This is a genomic window from Curtobacterium sp. BRB10 (assembly GCF_031844325.1).
Classification (GTDB): Bacteria; Actinomycetota; Actinomycetes; order Actinomycetales; family Microbacteriaceae; genus Curtobacterium; species Curtobacterium poinsettiae_A.
Map to the genome: position 1 here is coordinate 330,665 of NZ_JAUZVA010000004.1, position 14,930 is coordinate 345,594.

A 14,930-nucleotide genomic window follows, 5' to 3' on the forward strand; every position below is an offset into this window, starting at 1 on the left:
CGACCGTTCCTGCGCACGGCGGTGGGCGGTGGCGTCACCGCGGGGCGGACGGGAGGCCCGGTGCGGGCCCGCCACGGGCCTCCCGGCTCAGGTCGGGTCGCCCTCGGACCGCACCCGCGCGACCAGGTCCGCCCACGGCCCGTCGAGGCGGCGACCCGGGATCGTCACGGTGGTGCGTTCGACGGTGATCGTCCAGCTGAAGTCGTCGGGGACGGGCGCTGCCGTCGGCGCCGGGGTGCGCTGCAGCGCGTCGAGGACGTCGGACCACGCCGTGGGGTCGCTGCTCGTGTCGGTGTCGACCCGCCAGCGCCGTGTGGTGCCGGCGAAGCCCCCGGAGCGGCGGACCTCGATGCGCATGCCCTCGACGCTACGCCCGGGTGGCGCGATCAGTCGAGCACGCCCACCCGCTGCCAGGCCTGACGGACCGCGGTCTGCTCGGCGGATCCGTCCCCGAATCGTCGCCCGGCCGCGTCGACGGTGACGGTCGCAAAGCCCGCGAAGTCGATCGAGGCGGTCACCTCGGGCGACGTCAGGGCGTCCCACCACACGGCACCGGCGCCCAGCCACGCGGGGCCGCCGATGGCCGTGGCCGCCAGGAAGAAGGCGTGGTTCGGGATGCCGGAGTTCGTGTGGACCCCGCCGGCGTCGTCGGTGGTGACGACGAAGCCGGCCATGGTCGCCGGCTGCGGGTCCTTCCCGAGCACCGGGTCGTCGTACGCGGTGCCGGGAGCCCGCATCGACCGCAGCGCGTCGCCCTGCACGGCGTCGGTGAACAGCCCCTCGCCGATGAGCCAGCTCGCCTGCTCCGCCGTCTGACCGGCGGCGTACTGGGCGACCAGTGAGCCGAAGACGTCGCTGATCGACTCGTTGAGGGCGCCCGACTGGCCCTGGTAGGTCAGGTCGGCGGTGTACTGCGTGACGCCGTGCGCGAGCTCGTGGCCGATGACGTCGAGCGCGACGGTGAAGCGGCGGAAGACCTCGTCGTCACCGTCGCCGAACACCATGCGGCTGCCGTCCCAGTAGGCGTTGTCGTACTCCTGGCCGTAGTGCACGGTCGCGTCGAGGGGGAGGCCGGCGCCGTCGATCGACACCCGGTCGAACACCTGGAGCCAGAAGGCGTGCGTGGCGCCGAGGCCCGCGTAGGCCTCGTCGACCGCGGCGTCACCGGAAACGGCGTCGCCCTCGCGACGGACGACGGTGCCGGGCAGCGTCGTGGTGCCGTGCGCGTCGGTGATCGTCCGCCGCGGGGAGTGGTCCACGGCACCGCTGACGCCGCGCGGTGCGACCAGGTGCTCGTGCTTCGGCGCCTGCACGGCGTCGAGCGAGGCCAGCGCGGTGCGTGCCGCCGAGGCCGCCCGGGGGAACGCCTGGGCATCGGCGACGGCGCGGAGCAGGTAGGGCGGGACGACGGAGCGGATGCGGTCGGTCGCGGTCATGCGCACATGCAACCACCGGGCACCGACACGGCCCCGCGTGGGCCGTCGGCCGGCGGTCGTCAGTCGCGCTTGCGGTGCTCGACGAGGGCCAGCGCGTACGACTCCCACCACTGGCCCGCCGCGGGGCCGCCGTTGCAGGTGCCGTCGCTGAGCCCGGGTGTCTTCACCCAGAGCAGCGCGTCGAGCCGGGTGCTGCCGCCGGTGACGTGCGGCTCCTGGCCGAGGCCGGCGCCCTCGGGGTTGCACCAGGTTCCCCGCCACCCCTGCCCGTTGCGGGAGACGTCGATGACGAAGTGCGGGTCGCCGCCGATCGCGTCGGCAAGCTCGTCGGCGTACGCGCGCTCCTGGTCGACGCGGTAGAAGTTCGAGACGTTCGTGAAGAACCCCTGCACCTCGTCGACGCCGGCCTGCCGCAGCCAGTCCGCCATGGTGGCGGTCGGCACACGGTTCTCGTTGCCGCCGTCCAAGTACACGGTGAGCCCGTGGCCGGTCAGCGCGTCGACGGCCTTCCGCAGCAGGGGCAGGCGTTCGTCGCGCAGCCGCTCGCAGTTCTGGATCTGGGCGATCGAGTCGGGTTCGACGAGCACGACGGCGTGCGAACCGGCCATCGCTCGGACGGCGGAACGGACCCACGGCAGGTAGGCGTCGTCCTCGGTGCCGCCCTTCGAGTAGCTGCCGCAGTCGCGGTCGGGGATGTTGTAGAGGACGAACACGGGGGTGGCGCCGCGTTCTTCGGCCGTGCCGACCACCGACCGGATCGTCGATCGGGTCTCGGCCCGCGAGGTGTTCGTCAGCCAGGTCGCGATCGGCTGGTCGGCGATCACGGCGATCTGCTCGGCGATCCGGGTGTCACCGTCGGCTCGGGCCTGGCGCTCGCGGATGCCGGCCTGGTTCACCGCGGTCGGCTGGCGCGCGAGCCCGCCCGGGAACGCCTCGGCCGCGGACTTCCGCTCGGCGACGGGACGCCCGCTCGGGGTGCCGTCGCCGTCCGGCCGGCCGCCGTTCCACGGGCCGACGACGACGAGCGTCGTGACGACCGCGGCGACGACGACGGCCGCAGCGGCGATCCACCCCCACTGCCGCAGGCCGCTCCCGCGGGGACGGCGTCCGGTGCTGGGTGCCTCGTGCTCCGGCATGCTGCGGTGCTCCTGATCTGCCCGTGCGGTGTCGGGGGGTGCGGGCGCCGAGCGCGCCCGGACCCATGCTGACAGGTGCGGGGGAGTCCTGACCAGGGCCGAACCGTGATCGCCCAGGCGTCGCGCCGGTGGCTGACAGGAGCGCTCCAGCGACCGCGCAGGACCGTGCAGCACACTGTGCGGATGTTCCGTCGACTCCTCCTCCTCGCCCTGACCGCGGGCTACGCCTGGGTGATCTGGCGGATGACGCTGACCCCGCAGGTCTTCACCTCGGCCCAGAACTCGCTCGTGCTGCACGCGATCGCCTGGGTGCAGCAGCTGCCGCACGGAGCCTGGTTCACGTACGAGCGCACCGAGTTCCTCGCGAACATCGCGATGTTCGTGCCCGTGGGGATGCTCGCTGCGCTGTGGCTGCCCCGGCGCTGGTGGATCCTCGGCGCGCTCGTCGCGGTCGCGCTGTCCACTGGCATCGAGTTCGCGCAGGCCACCTACCTGCCGTACCGGGTCGCGGACCCGCGCGACGTGCTGTCGAACGGCCTCGGTGGACTGCTCGGTGCGACGCTGGTCGGACTCGTCCGCAGTCTGCTGCCGGAGCGTCGCCGCCGACGCCGTCTGCACCCCAGGACCGCCTAGGACTCTGGTAGTCTTGTGCGGTTGCCGTCGAACGGCCGCGGACGAAGAGCGCTCGTGCATCAGGCACGGGCACCGCGCAACGGACAGGAAGGGGATCACCATGGCACTTGACGCACAGGTCAAGCAGGAGATCATCGAAGAGTACGCGACCCACCCGGGCGACACCGGATCCCCCGAGGTCCAGGTCGCCGTTCTGACGCGTCGTATCAACGACCTGAACGAGCACCTCAAGGAGCACAAGCACGACCACCACTCGCGTCGTGGCCTGCTCCTCATGGTCGGTCAGCGTCGCCGTCTCCTCGGCTACCTCTCCGACGTCGACATCGCCCGCTACCGCACGCTCATCGAGCGCCTCGGCCTGCGTCGCTAGTCGACCGACACACGCTTGACCGAACGCCCCGGACCTCCTCGTGAGGACCGGGGCGTTCTTCGTTCCAGGGCGCGGGCCGTGGCGACGGGAATGGTTGTGAGCAGAACCGGGTTGGATGCTATGTTCATGCAAACGCATCGAAAGTCGGGAAGCATCATGACCACCATCGCCGTCGTCTCCGCCGGGCTCTCCGAGCCCAGCTCCACCCGCCTGCTCGCCGACCGTCTGGGGGAGGCCGCCGTGGCGTCGCTCGTCGCCGAGGGCACCCCGGCACACGTCGTGCACGTCGAGCTCCGGCCGCTCGCGCACGAGATCACCGACGCGATGCTCACCGGTTTCGCTGCCCCGGCGCTCTCGGCAGCGACGGCTGCGGTGGTCGAGGCCGACGCCGTCGTGTTCGTCACGCCGATCTTCACCGCCGGCGTCAGCGGACTGGCCAAGTCGTTCCTGGACGTGCTCGACAAGGACTCGATGGCCGACATGCCCGTCCTGCTCGGTGCCACCGGCGGGACCTCGCGGCACTCCCTCGCGATCGACCACGCCCTGCGGCCCGTCTTCGCGTACCTGCGCGCAGCGATCGTGCCCACCGGGGTCTTCGCCGCGACCGACGACTGGGGGACCGACGGTGACGCGGCCGCCCTGGACGGTCGCATCCGCCGGGCCGGAGCCGACCTGGCCTGGGCGATCCGGGCCTCCAGGCGGGCGCCGCGGGAAGCCGACGCGCTCCCCGCGACCCCGGACTTCGCGAGCCTGCTCGGCGGCCTCGGCCACTGACCCGGGGGCCCGTCGCCGCCGCCGTCGCCGGGGGCGCGTGCTCTTAGGCGGACCACAGGGTTCGTACGGTCGGTGCGCGGCGGGTGCGCGGCTCGCTCATCGGTGCCCTCGGGAACCTCGTCATGACGACGAGGAGGACCGATGGACACCAGAGGCAGCGGCAGGCGATCCGCACGGATCACGAGTGCGATCGTCAGCACGGGCGGGCTCGTGGTGGCGATGGTCACCGGTGCGGGGCTCTGGCTCGGGCACGAGCAGGCGAGCACGAGCAGTGACACGAGTACGAGCAGCTCCAGCAGCAGTGAGTCCAGCAGCAGCGCCGACACGAGCACGAACACCGACTCGTCGACCCAGCCGACCGACGCCGCGACCGACTCGACGACCGACTCCGGAACGACCGACTCCGGTACGACGGACTCGGACACGACCGACTCGGACACCGGCGTCTCGCAGGGCACCACCGGCGGGACCTCCGACACCACGACGACGGGGTCGTGACCGTGCGCGCCACCACCGAGTGGGACCTCTGGACCACGACCGCCCGGGTCGTCCTCGACCACCGGGACCGTCGGCACCTCGCCGCCGCGGAGTCCTGCGTCCGGCGGGTCACCTCCGCCGTCGACGCCGCGTGCAGCCGATTCCGCGACGACTCCGAACTCACCGCACGCGCCGACGACCTGGTGCGTGGCGCCGAGGTGTCGCCGCTCCTCGCCGCACTCGTGCACCAGGCGCTCGACGCAGCGCGGCTCTCCGACGGCGACGTCGATCCGACCCTCGGGCGCCGGATGGTGTCCCTCGGGTACGACGCCGCCTTCGCCGACGCCCGGCCGGTCCCGTCGCCCGAGGCCCTGTCGCGTGCACTCGACGACCGTCCGGCGTGGCAGCGCATCCTGCTGTCGGGCACGTTCCTGCGCATCCCCGAGGGCGTCACGCTCGACCTCGGTGCCACGGCGAAGGCCGCTGCCGCCGACATGGCTGCGGCGAGCATCACCGCGCGGCTCGGCATCGGTGCGCTGGTGTCGTTCGGCGGCGACGTCGCGACCGCCGGCCCGGATCCGTCCGGCGGCTGGCAGGTGCGGGTGCAGGACCTCGAGGGTGACCCGGTCGACCACGTCCGGATCGCCTCGGGGTGGTCCGTCGCGACCTCGAGCACGCAGAAGCGCCGCTGGGAGCAGGAGGGCACCACCCGGCACCACATCCTCGACCCACGGTGGGGTCTGCCCGCCGAGCCGGTCTGGCGCACGGTGACCGTCGTCGCCCCGTCGTGCACGACCGCCAACACGATGACGACCGCCGCCGTCGTGCGCGGTCGCACCGCGGCCGAGTGGCTCCGGCAGAGCGGACGCGCCGCCCGGCTCGTCGCCGCCGACGGCACGGTCGTGCGGCTCGGCGGCTGGCCCGACGACCAGGGCACGGACGACCAGCGCGCCGACGAGCGGCCCGACGAGCAGCCCGACGAGCGGCCCGACGACGACCGATCGGCGGTCGCCTGATGGACACCGCGCTCTGGGTGGTCGGCCGGGGCACCGGCGTCACCGCCGTCCTCCTCCTCACCCTCACCGTGCTCCTCGGCATCGTCACCAGGGGCGGACGACCGCTGCCCGGACTGCCCCGGTTCGCCGTGCAGCTCGTGCACCGGGACGTCGCCCTCGCCGCCACCGTGTTCGTCGCGGTGCACGTGGGGTCGCTGCTGCTCGACACCGAGGCCGAGCTCCGCCTGCTCGACACGGTCGTGCCGTTCGTCGGCGCGTACCGGTGGTTCTGGCTGGGGCTCGGCACCCTGGCCGTCGACCTGCTCGTCGTGCTCGTCGTCACCGCACTGCTCCGCCGTGCGATCGGCCCGCGGGTCTTCCGCGCCGTGCACCGGGCGGCCTACGCCATGTGGCCGATCGCCCTGGCCCACGCGGTCGGCACGGGGACCGACGGCACCTCCGTGTGGTTCCTCGTGCTCGCCGGCGGCTGCACCGCGGCCGTCGTCGCCGCCGTCGTCTGGCGCTGCACCGCCCGTGTCACCGAGTTCCGTTCCGCGAAGCTGGAGGTCGTCCGATGACCCTGACCCACCCCCGCACCGTCGTCCCGCCCACGGGCACCCGACGGCTCCTGGCCGCACCCGGTCCGGCGCGCATCGACCACGAGGACGCCTTCGGCCCGCTGCCGCAACTCGGCCTGTGGGTGGTCGACGAACTCGGACGCGCCGGCGTCGACGGTCGCGGCGGAGCCGGTTTCCCGCTCGCCCGGAAGCTCGCCGCAGTGACCGCCCGCGGCCGCCGTCGGGGCCGGGGTGCGCCCCTCGTGGTCGCGAACGGCGCCGAGGGGGAACCCGCCAGCCGCAAGGACGCCGTCCTGCTCGAGCGCGCACCGCACCTGGTGCTCGATGGCATCGTCGTCGCGGCCGCCGCGATCGGGGCGTCCGAGGCCGTCCTCGCCACGAGCGACCGACTCGCCGGTCCTGTCCGCCGGGCCCTGGCGGAACGCGCCGACCGCGGCGTCGGCCGAGTCGCCGGCCCGGTCCCGATCAGCGTGCGGGTCCTGCCCCACGCCTCCTTCGTCTCCGGGGAGGCCAGCGCCCTCGCGTCGGCCGTCGCCGGTGGCCGGGGTCTGCCCGAGGACCGCGTGGTGCGGCTCGCCGAACGGGGGCCGAGCGGGCGACCGACCCTGGTGTCGAACGTCGAGACCCTGGCCCAGGCGGCACTCGTCGTGCGCTTCGGTGCGGCGTGGGCGAGGGGCGTCGGCAGCACGAGTGCACCAGGCACCCGGCTCGTCACGGTGAGCGACGTGACGGACCCGACCACCGCGGTGGTGCTGGAGACCGCCGGGGGTGCGCCGCTCGGGGACCTGCTGCGGGCCTCCCGGCTGCCGGTGACCGATCCGGCGCACGCACGCGCCGTGCTGGTCGGCGGATGGGGCGGGACGTGGCTGCCGGCCGCGGCCCTCGACGCGTCGTTCGACCCCGAGGGGCTGGCTCGGTGGGGTGCGGTGCCCGGGGCCGGCGTGCTCGCCGTGCTCGACGACCGGACCTGCCCGATCGCGGTGACGGCACGGCTGGCGACGGCGCTCGCCGGAGCGTCGGCCGGACGGTGCGGACCGTGCGTGAACGGGCTGCCGCGGATCGCCGACGTCGTCGGGGACCTGGCGTCGGGACGAGCCGACGTCGGGAGCGTCGCCTCGGGGCGAGCAGCCGGGGACCTGGCGGGCGAGGTGCGTCGGGTCGCCGCGCTGGTCGACGGTCGAGGGGCCTGTCACCACCCGGACGGGGTGGCGCGGATGGTGCGGAGCGCAATCGACGTGTTCCACGACGACGTGCAGGCGCACCTCGGCGGCGGGTGCCTGCAGCGCGGGGGTGCGCGGTGAGCGGGGGTGCGGCCACGGGCGACGTCTCGCTGCACGTCGACTGGACGCGCTGTCGGGGCCGGGGACTCTGCACCGAACTGTTCGCCGAACGGCTCGAGCGCGACGAGTGGGGCTACCCGATCGCCCGGGCCGGCGACCCCGGTGCCTCCGGCGCCGGCACCCGCGACGTCCCGGTCCGTCCGCACGAGCGGGCCGCTGCGGCCGACGCCGTCGCGATGTGCCCCCTGCAGGCGCTCAGACTGGTGGAGCGGTGAGCGGCCGGAGACTGGCGCCCGGCCGGCCCGGCGCTCAGTACCAGTGCGGGTTGACGCTCATCTCGTGGCCCCACGCCGCGCAGGGTGAGCCGTAGGCGCTCTTGATGTACGCGAGCCCCCAGTCGATCTGCGTGTTCGCGTTGGTGCGCCAGTCGGCTCCGGCGACGGCCATCTTCTCGGCCGGCAGCGACTGCGGGATGCCGTAGGCGCCGCTCGAGGCGTTCAGGGCGTTCGCCCGCCACCCGGACTCCTGCGTCCAGAGCGACACCAGGCACGAGAACTGGTCGGAGCCCCACCCGTACGACCCGAGCGCGCTCCGTGCGTAGGCCTGTGCGGCTGCGGGGTCCACGGCGACGCCCCCGGTGCTCGGGTAGGACGAGCCGGTGCCGCCGCTCGTGGCACCGCCGCTGGAGGCGCTGCTGCCGGCGTTCGCCGCGGCTGCGTTCGCCGCCGCCTCGGCCGCCGCCGCTGCGGCCCGCTTGCGCTGCTGCTCCGCCTTCTGCGCGGCGACCCGCTGGCCGAGCTCGTACCCGGCCTCCTGCTTCGCGGTGCTGTCCTTGAGCGACGCGAGCTGTGCGTACAGCTCGTCGCTGTGCTGCTCCGTCGACTCGACGGCGGCGTCCGCCGCCTGTTCCGCCGACTTCGCCGCGGCCGAGCGTTCCTCGGCCGCCTGCGCGCGCGTCGCGCGCTCCGTCTCGGCCCGCTCGGCCTGCTCGTGCAGCGACGATGCCGTCCCGGCCGCGACGGACGCCTCGTCCATCACGCCGGACCAGGTCTCCGACAGCTGGTCGAGCGCGCCGAGTTGGTAGAGCAGCTGGTCCGGGTCCTTCGCGGTCGCGATGCGGGTGGTCATCTGGTTCGTGCTGCCGTCGCGGTACAGGTTCGCGGCCAGTTGGCCGGCCCGCTGCTGGGCCCGGTCCGCCGTCTCGCTCGCGTGCTGCGCCTGGGCCTGGAGGCTCGTGGCGGCCTGGGTGGCCGACGCCAACTCCGCCTCGGCGGCGTCCGCCTTCGACGAGGCCACCAGGGCGGCCTGCGACTTCGCGGCCGCTTCGTCCTGCGCCGACTGCAGCGCCGCCTGCACCTTCTGCACCTCGGCGCGCTTCGCGGTCTCGTTGCCCTTGGCGCGTTGGACGTCCTGCCACGTGGGGTACTCGGTGGCGTTCGCGGGGGCAGCGGTCAGGGCCGGGGCGACGAGCGCGCCGACGACCACGGCGGCCGCGACGAGCACGCCCCGCGAGGGGGTGAGGCGCATGTCGGCAGGCTACCGATGTTCACCAGGAGTCCTGCGAGCCGCGCCGCTGACAGCCTGTGGACTGGTAAAGTCCAACGTGTCCGAGGACTCATTCCCCGGACGTCACACACAACACTGCGCAGGCTGGGCACGGAGCTGGTCATCGGTGGTGGCTCGCGGGCCGGAACGGTTTCCCGAGTGCTTCTACTGCTGGCCAGACATGCGTCCGGAACGATCGGCGCGCACGCACCATCGAGTGCCGTCGCCACGGCCTGCCGAACACACATCAAGGAGGCGCCCTTTTGGAGGGTCCCGAGATCAAGTTCGCCGAAGCCGTCATCGACAACGGCAAGTACGGCAAGCGCACCGTCCGGTTCGAGACCGGTCGGCTCGCACAGCAGGCCCAGGGCGCGGTCGCCGCGTACCTGGACGAGGAAACGATGCTCCTCTCGGCCACCAGCGCCGGCAAGCACCCGCGTGAAGGATTCGACTTCTTCCCGCTGACCGTCGACGTCGAGGAGCGTTCCTACGCCGCCGGCAAGATCCCCGGTTCGTTCTTCCGTCGCGAAGGCCGTCCGTCGACCGAGGCCATCCTCGTCTGCCGTCTGATCGACCGGCCGCTGCGTCCGTCGTTCGTCGACGGCCTCCGCAACGAGGTGCAGATCGTCATCACCGTCCTGAGCATCGCTCCGGACGAGTTCTACGACGCGCTGGCGATCAACGCCGCGTCCGCGTCGACGCAGATCTCCGGTCTGCCGTTCTCCGGCCCGATCGCCGGTGTGCGCCTCGCGCTCATCCCGGGGTCCAACGGCACCGACCAGTGGGTCGCGTTCCCGAAGGCCTCGCAGCTCGCCGATGCCGTGTTCGACCTGACCGTCGCCGGTCGTGTCGTCACCGACGAAGCGGGCAACGAGGACGTCGCGATCATGATGGTCGAGGCGGAAGCCACCGAGCACGCCTGGGACCTCATCCAGGGCGGCGCCACCAAGCCCGACGAGGCCATCGTCGCCCAGGGTCTCGAGGCGGCGAAGCCGTTCCTCAAGGTCCTCGTCGAGGCGCAGGCCAAGATGGCGGCGCAGTCGGCCAAGGAGATCCAGGACTACCCGGTCTTCCCGCCGTACGCGCCCGAGGTCTATGACGCCGTCGAGGCCATCGCGCTCGACGAGCTCAAGGACGTCTACCAGATCGCCGGCAAGCTCGAGCGTCAGGACAAGGACGACGCCCTGAAGGCTCGCGTGAAGGAGGCCATCGCGGCCAAGGTCGAGGCCGGCGAGCTGCCGGAGAGCGCCAACGGCCAGGTCAGCGGTGCGTACAAGTCGGTCACGAAGAAGGTCGTCCGCGGTCGCATCCTGACCGAGCAGGTCCGCATGGACGGCCGCGGCCTCGCCGACATCCGTCCGCTCGACGCCGAGGTCGCCGTGATCCCGCGCGTCCACGGTTCGGCGATCTTCCAGCGCGGCGAGACGCAGATCCTTGGCGTCACCACGCTGAACATGCTCAAGATGGAGCAGCAGATCGACTCGCTGTCGCCCGTCACGAAGAAGCGCTACCTGCACCACTACAACTTCCCGCCCTACTCGACCGGTGAGACCGGCCGCGTGGGTTCGCCGAAGCGTCGCGAGATCGGGCACGGCTTCCTCGCCGAGCGCGCCCTCGTTCCGGTGCTGCCGTCGCGCGACGAGTTCCCCTACGCGATCCGTCAGGTCTCCGAGGCCCTCGGCTCGAACGGATCCACGTCGATGGGTTCCGTCTGCGCCTCGACCCTCTCGCTGCTCAACGCCGGTGTGCCCCTCAAGGCCCCGGTCGCGGGCATCGCGATGGGCCTCGTCTCCGACACCGTCGACGGCCAGACCCGCTACGCGGCGCTGACCGACATCCTCGGTGCCGAGGACGCCCTCGGCGACATGGACTTCAAGGTCGCCGGCACCTCGGACTTCGTCACGGCCATCCAGCTGGACACGAAGCTCGACGGCATCCCCTCGTCCGTCCTCGACGCCGCGCTCAAGCAGGCCAAGGAGGCCCGCTCGGCCATCCTCGGTGTGCTGAACGAGGCCATCGACGCCCCCGACGAGATGGCGGACACCGCTCCTCGCGTCATCTCGGTGCAGATCCCCGTCGACAAGATCGGCGAGCTGATCGGCCCGAAGGGCAAGACGATCAACGGCATCCAGGACACCACCGGTGCCGACATCTCGATCGAGGACAACGGCACCGTCTACATCGGCGCCGTCGACGGTCCGTCGGCCGAGGCCGCTCGTGCCCAGGTCAACGCGATCGCGAACCCGACCAACCCGGAGATCGGGGACCAGTTCCTCGGCACCGTCGTGAAGATCGCCACCTTCGGCGCCTTCGTGTCGTTGCTCCCGGGCCGCGACGGTCTGCTCCACGTCTCCGAGGTCCGCAAGCTCGCCGGTGGCAAGCGTGTGGAGAACGTCGAAGACGTGCTCGGCGTCGGTCAGAAGGTCCTCGTCGAGGTCACCAAGGTGGACGACCGCGGCAAGCTGTCGCTCGCGCCGGTCGTGACCGACGAGACCGAGGGTGACTCCACCTCGGCCGAGACGGTCCGCGCCCACGCCGAGGACCCGGCCGAGGGCTGATCCTCTCCGCGTCCTGACGCACGAACGGCCGCCGTCCCTTCCGGGGCGGCGGCCGTTCGGCGTTGCGGGGGCGTGCGTGGGTGCCTCGTGCCGGTCAGGCCGCGGGGGTCTCCTGCGTGCCCATGAGCTGCGCGCGCCCGAGCAGGTGCCCGCGGAGCATGAAGCCCACGACCGCGGGGGTCGCGTCGGCAGGGACCTCGAGCACGGGGACGTCGAGGGCGCTCAGCGTGAAGAAGTAGCGGTGCACACCGTGGCCCGCGGGCGGAGCGGCTCCGAGGAACGTGTCCGTCCCGAACTCGTTGCGGCGGCGGAGCGCCTCGGCGGGCAGCAGGGCATCGTCGGTGCCGGCGCCTGCGGGGAGCGAGGTCGTCGTGCCCGGGACGTCGGTCAGGCTCCAGTGCCAGAAGCCGGAACCGGTCGGGGCATCGGGGTCGTAGACGGTCAGGACGAAGCTCTTCGTGCCCTCGGGTGCGTCCGACCACTCGAGTGCGGGGGAGCGGTCCTCGCCGCCGACGTCGGAGCCGCGTGCCGAGGTGGGCAGCTCGCCTCCGTCGGTGAAGTCGGGGCTCGTCAGGGTGAAGGACGGGACGTCGGGCAGGTTCCAGTTGGGGTCGTTGGCCATGCCCCAAGCCAACACCCGCCGGCTCGGGCCGCGCTCGGTGCGCGCTCGGGGCTGTGGGGGTTCGCACACGACGGTCTGGAGGCTCGGTACGGGCCCGCCACGGGCCTCCCGTCCGCCTGCGGTCGCCTCGACCGCCCCGCGGAAGCGACAGATCCGCGTCGCGTGGGCGCGTCGGCGCCGCGACGGCGACAGGATGCCGCGATCTGTTCGCGGTGATCTGTCGCTCCCGCGAGGGTGACAGCCGAACGCGACAGCGACAGCGACAGCGACAGCGACGAGGCGGCGTCAGCCCGCGAGCACCCGGTCGACCACGCGGTTGAGCGCAGCCGTGGCGGCGATCGCGTCACCGGCGTACGCGCCGGCCATCGCACCGTCGCGCGCGAGCATGAGCTCGTCGGCACCGTCGCCGGGAAGGGGGTGTCCGGCCTCCTGCAGCAGGGTCGCGAGTCGCTCGGTGTACCAGTCGCGGTGCACGGCGACGACCTGGCGTACCGGGTCGCGCGGGTCGTGGTACTCGGCGGCGGCGTGCAGGAACGCGCAACCGCGGAAGGCGGGGTCGTTGACGTCGTCGGCCAGTGCGGCGACCCACGCACGGACGGCCCGCTCGGGGGAGCCGGCGTCGGCGATGAGCTGCTCCATCCGCTCCTGCACACGCTCGTGCTGGGTGCGGATGTAGGCCAGGATCAGGTTGTCCTTCGACCCGTAGTGCTTGTAGAACGTCGCCTTCGTGACGCTCGCCTCGGAGATGAGACGGTCGACGCCGACGCTGTGGATGCCCTCTTCGTAGAAGAGTCGCGTGGCGGTCTCGAGGACACGGACCTTCGCGCCGCCGGAGCGGGGAGTCGGGGGGACGCTCGACCCGTCCGGCGACGCGAGGTTCGTGCTCGGGCCGGGGAGACGCTGGACGGCCGGTTGGGGGGAATCGACCGTCACAGCGTGTACTCCTCGGACTCATCGGCTCCGCGACCGGAGTGGGGGGACTCGGTGGTCGCGCAGGACTGATGTCCCGAGCCGCCGGATCGGAACTTAGGGGGGCTTTCGATCCGGCGTGGCCAACAGTAGCACAAGGAGGACAGACAGACGAGTCGGTCTGTCCACATTTCTTGTACCCCACTTCGAGTGGCACGTGTCCCAGATCGGGAAACTGGGCGGCGGGCATCGCCGGATCAGTAGGCTCGTCTGCGATGAACCAGCCAGTGCCACTGCCGCTCGGGGCCCCGGACACGTCGTTCCTGACGTCCGGCGGGGCCTTCGTCCGTCGCACCGTGCTGCCCTCGGGTGTCCGTGTGCTGACCGAGGCGGTGCCGGGTGCCGCGTCGACGAGCATCGGGTTCTGGGTCGGCGTCGGTTCGCGCGACGAGCGCGACGGGCAGTTCGGGTCGACCCACTTCCTCGAACACCTGCTCTTCAAGGGCACCGAGACCCGGTCGGCGCTCGACATCGCCATCGCGTTCGACTCGGTCGGCGGTGAGCACAACGCTGCGACCGCCAAGGAGTACACCTGCTACTACGCACGGGTCCGGGACACCGACGTCCCGATGGCCGTGAACGTCATCGGTGACATGGTCACCGGTTCGGTGCTCGAACCGGACGCCTTCGCCGTCGAGCGCGGGGTCATCCTCGAAGAGCTCGCGATGGCCGCCGACGACCCGGCCGACGTCGCGGGCGAGGCGTTCTTCGCCGCGGCCTTCGGCGGGCACCCCCTCGGCCGTCCGATCGGCGGCACCCCGGACAGCATCCGTGCGGTCCAGCGCGACGAGGTGCTGGCCCACTACCGCGAGCACTACGCGCCGAACGGCATCGTCGTCACCGCCGCCGGTGCCGTCGACCACGACCGGTTCTGCGAGCTCGTCGCCGGCGTCTTCGACGACGCCCCCGACGCCGAGCCGCTGCCGCGCCGCACCCCCGAGACCGTCGCCGACCCGGTCGAGGCGAAGCTGACCGTGGTGCACCGCCCGACCGAGCAGGTCAGCATGCTCCGCGGCTCGCAGGGCCTCGACCTGCGCGACGACCGCCGTCCCTCGCTCAGTGTCCTGAACGCCGTACTCGGTGGGGGCATGAGTTCGCGGCTGTTCCAGGAGGTGCGTGAGCGCCGCGGTCTGGCCTACGCGGTGTCGTCGTTCGCCCCCGCGTACCTGGACAACGGTGCCTTCGGTGTCTACGCGGGCTGCGCCCCGGACAACGTCGCGGGTGTCATCGACATCGTCGACGCCGAGTTCCGCCGGATGGTCGACCACGGCATCACCGACGACGAGCTCCGACGTGCCAAGGGCCAGATCGAGGGGGCGCTGACGCTCTCGCTCGAGGACTCCGACGCCCGCATGACCCGGCTCGGCCGTTCCGAGCTCGGCACCGGCGAGTACACCGACCTGTCCACGGCGCTCGAGCGTGTCGACGGTGTCACGACCGGCGGGGTGCTCGAACTCGCGCGCGACCTGCTCACCCGGCCGACGATCACCTCGGTGGTCGGTGCCGTGCAGCAGGACGAACTCGCCGCGGCGACCGGGATCGGCAGCTGAGCACGGA

General features: G+C 72.5%; 16 protein-coding genes. 10 read left to right on the forward strand and 6 right to left on the reverse strand.

Annotated features, from left to right (window positions below):
- Positions 1-87 precede the first annotated feature (87 nt).
- The 3 genes from Q9R26_RS10950 to Q9R26_RS10960 are packed head-to-tail and all read right to left on the reverse strand — an operon-like array spanning position 88 to position 2,572.
- Positions 88-357: a protealysin inhibitor emfourin gene (locus Q9R26_RS10950; RefSeq protein WP_182066713.1), complete on the reverse strand. Its 270-nt coding sequence runs from the start codon at positions 355-357 to the stop codon at positions 88-90.
- Between the two features lie 29 nt (positions 358-386).
- On the reverse strand, positions 387-1,436 hold the full coding sequence (locus Q9R26_RS10955) for a M4 family metallopeptidase (protein WP_311227282.1): 1,050 nt from the start codon (positions 1,434-1,436) through the stop codon (positions 387-389).
- A 59-nt stretch (positions 1,437-1,495) separates the two neighbouring features.
- Entirely contained in the window at positions 1,496-2,572 is a 1,077-nt protein-coding gene (locus Q9R26_RS10960) for a glycoside hydrolase family 6 protein (protein ID WP_311227283.1), read from the reverse strand.
- 183 nt (positions 2,573-2,755) lie between these two features.
- Between Q9R26_RS10960 and Q9R26_RS10965 the strand changes: the two genes are divergently transcribed.
- The 8 genes from Q9R26_RS10965 (at position 2,756) to Q9R26_RS11000 (ending at position 7,954) form a co-directional block, all read left to right on the forward strand.
- The gene (locus Q9R26_RS10965; protein WP_084741173.1) at positions 2,756-3,205 is read left to right on the forward strand and encodes a VanZ family protein; all 450 of its coding nucleotides are present in this window, start codon (positions 2,756-2,758) and stop codon (positions 3,203-3,205) included.
- A 100-nt stretch (positions 3,206-3,305) separates the two neighbouring features.
- The gene (gene rpsO / locus Q9R26_RS10970; protein WP_017885935.1) at positions 3,306-3,575 is read left to right on the forward strand and encodes a 30S ribosomal protein S15; all 270 of its coding nucleotides are present in this window, start codon (positions 3,306-3,308) and stop codon (positions 3,573-3,575) included.
- A gap of 156 nt (positions 3,576-3,731) precedes the next feature.
- Positions 3,732-4,349: a CE1759 family FMN reductase gene (locus tag Q9R26_RS10975; RefSeq protein ID WP_182066710.1), complete on the forward strand. Its 618-nt coding sequence runs from the start codon at positions 3,732-3,734 to the stop codon at positions 4,347-4,349.
- A 141-nt stretch (positions 4,350-4,490) separates the two neighbouring features.
- Positions 4,491-4,847: a hypothetical protein gene (locus Q9R26_RS10980; protein ID WP_311227284.1), complete on the forward strand. Its 357-nt coding sequence runs from the start codon at positions 4,491-4,493 to the stop codon at positions 4,845-4,847.
- Entirely contained in the window at positions 4,844-5,842 is a 999-nt protein-coding gene (locus Q9R26_RS10985) for an FAD:protein FMN transferase (protein WP_311227285.1), read from the forward strand. Before Q9R26_RS10980 ends, Q9R26_RS10985 begins: the two co-directional genes overlap by 4 nt.
- Positions 5,842-6,399, forward strand: a complete 558-nt coding sequence (locus tag Q9R26_RS10990) for a ferric reductase-like transmembrane domain-containing protein (protein ID WP_311227286.1) — start codon at positions 5,842-5,844, stop codon at positions 6,397-6,399. Before Q9R26_RS10985 ends, Q9R26_RS10990 begins: the two co-directional genes overlap by 1 nt.
- Positions 6,396-7,700: an NADH-ubiquinone oxidoreductase-F iron-sulfur binding region domain-containing protein gene (locus Q9R26_RS10995; RefSeq protein WP_311227287.1), complete on the forward strand. Its 1,305-nt coding sequence runs from the start codon at positions 6,396-6,398 to the stop codon at positions 7,698-7,700. Before Q9R26_RS10990 ends, Q9R26_RS10995 begins: the two co-directional genes overlap by 4 nt.
- Positions 7,697-7,954 carry a ferredoxin gene (locus Q9R26_RS11000; RefSeq protein WP_311227288.1) on the forward strand — a complete coding sequence of 86 codons (258 nt, stop codon included), beginning with the start codon at positions 7,697-7,699 and terminating at the stop codon, positions 7,952-7,954. Before Q9R26_RS10995 ends, Q9R26_RS11000 begins: the two co-directional genes overlap by 4 nt.
- A gap of 34 nt (positions 7,955-7,988) precedes the next feature.
- Here Q9R26_RS11000 and Q9R26_RS11005 read toward each other — a convergent pair whose 3' ends face one another.
- On the reverse strand, positions 7,989-9,206 hold the full coding sequence (locus tag Q9R26_RS11005) for a hypothetical protein (RefSeq protein WP_262137407.1): 1,218 nt from the start codon (positions 9,204-9,206) through the stop codon (positions 7,989-7,991).
- A gap of 281 nt (positions 9,207-9,487) precedes the next feature.
- Between Q9R26_RS11005 and Q9R26_RS11010 the strand changes: the two genes are divergently transcribed.
- The gene (locus tag Q9R26_RS11010; protein WP_209133385.1) at positions 9,488-11,782 is read left to right on the forward strand and encodes a polyribonucleotide nucleotidyltransferase; all 2,295 of its coding nucleotides are present in this window, start codon (positions 9,488-9,490) and stop codon (positions 11,780-11,782) included.
- Positions 11,783-11,876: 94 nt separating this feature from the next.
- Here the strand turns inward: Q9R26_RS11010 and Q9R26_RS11015 are convergent, their stop codons facing one another.
- Both Q9R26_RS11015 and Q9R26_RS11020 read right to left on the reverse strand, forming a co-directional pair.
- The gene (locus Q9R26_RS11015) at positions 11,877-12,404 is read right to left on the reverse strand and encodes a YbhB/YbcL family Raf kinase inhibitor-like protein (protein WP_311227289.1); all 528 of its coding nucleotides are present in this window, start codon (positions 12,402-12,404) and stop codon (positions 11,877-11,879) included.
- Positions 12,405-12,689: 285 nt separating this feature from the next.
- Positions 12,690-13,337 (reverse strand): TetR/AcrR family transcriptional regulator, encoded by a 648-nt coding sequence (locus tag Q9R26_RS11020; RefSeq protein ID WP_110891918.1) that lies wholly within the window; start codon positions 13,335-13,337, stop codon positions 12,690-12,692.
- Between the two features lie 251 nt (positions 13,338-13,588).
- On the opposite strand from Q9R26_RS11020, the gene Q9R26_RS11025 reads away from it, so the two are divergent.
- A complete protein-coding gene (locus tag Q9R26_RS11025) occupies positions 13,589-14,923 on the forward strand; it encodes a pitrilysin family protein (protein ID WP_311227290.1) in 1,335 nt (444 codons plus the stop codon).
- Positions 14,924-14,930 lie beyond the last annotated feature (7 nt).

Excerpts from the sequence above, each read along its gene's own strand:
- Q9R26_RS10955 (WP_311227282.1), bottom strand. The coding sequence starts at position 1,436 with ATGACCGCGACCGACCGCATCCGCTCCGTCGTCCCGCCCTACCTGCTC.
- Q9R26_RS10950 (WP_182066713.1), bottom strand. The coding sequence starts at position 357 with ATGCGCATCGAGGTCCGCCGCTCCGGGGGCTTCGCCGGCACCACACGG.
- Q9R26_RS10995 (WP_311227287.1), top strand. The coding sequence starts at position 6,396 with ATGACCCTGACCCACCCCCGCACCGTCGTCCCGCCCACGGGCACCCGA.
- Q9R26_RS11025 (WP_311227290.1), top strand. The coding sequence starts at position 13,589 with ATGAACCAGCCAGTGCCACTGCCGCTCGGGGCCCCGGACACGTCGTTC.
- Q9R26_RS10980 (WP_311227284.1), top strand. The coding sequence starts at position 4,491 with ATGGACACCAGAGGCAGCGGCAGGCGATCCGCACGGATCACGAGTGCG.
- Q9R26_RS11005 (WP_262137407.1), bottom strand. The coding sequence starts at position 9,206 with ATGCGCCTCACCCCCTCGCGGGGCGTGCTCGTCGCGGCCGCCGTGGTC.
- rpsO (WP_017885935.1), top strand. The coding sequence starts at position 3,306 with ATGGCACTTGACGCACAGGTCAAGCAGGAGATCATCGAAGAGTACGCG.
- Q9R26_RS10975 (WP_182066710.1), top strand. The coding sequence starts at position 3,732 with ATGACCACCATCGCCGTCGTCTCCGCCGGGCTCTCCGAGCCCAGCTCC.
- Q9R26_RS10990 (WP_311227286.1), top strand. The coding sequence starts at position 5,842 with ATGGACACCGCGCTCTGGGTGGTCGGCCGGGGCACCGGCGTCACCGCC.
- Q9R26_RS10960 (WP_311227283.1), bottom strand. The coding sequence starts at position 2,572 with ATGCCGGAGCACGAGGCACCCAGCACCGGACGCCGTCCCCGCGGGAGC.
- Q9R26_RS11015 (WP_311227289.1), bottom strand. The coding sequence starts at position 12,404 with ATGGCCAACGACCCCAACTGGAACCTGCCCGACGTCCCGTCCTTCACC.
- Q9R26_RS10965 (WP_084741173.1), top strand. The coding sequence starts at position 2,756 with ATGTTCCGTCGACTCCTCCTCCTCGCCCTGACCGCGGGCTACGCCTGG.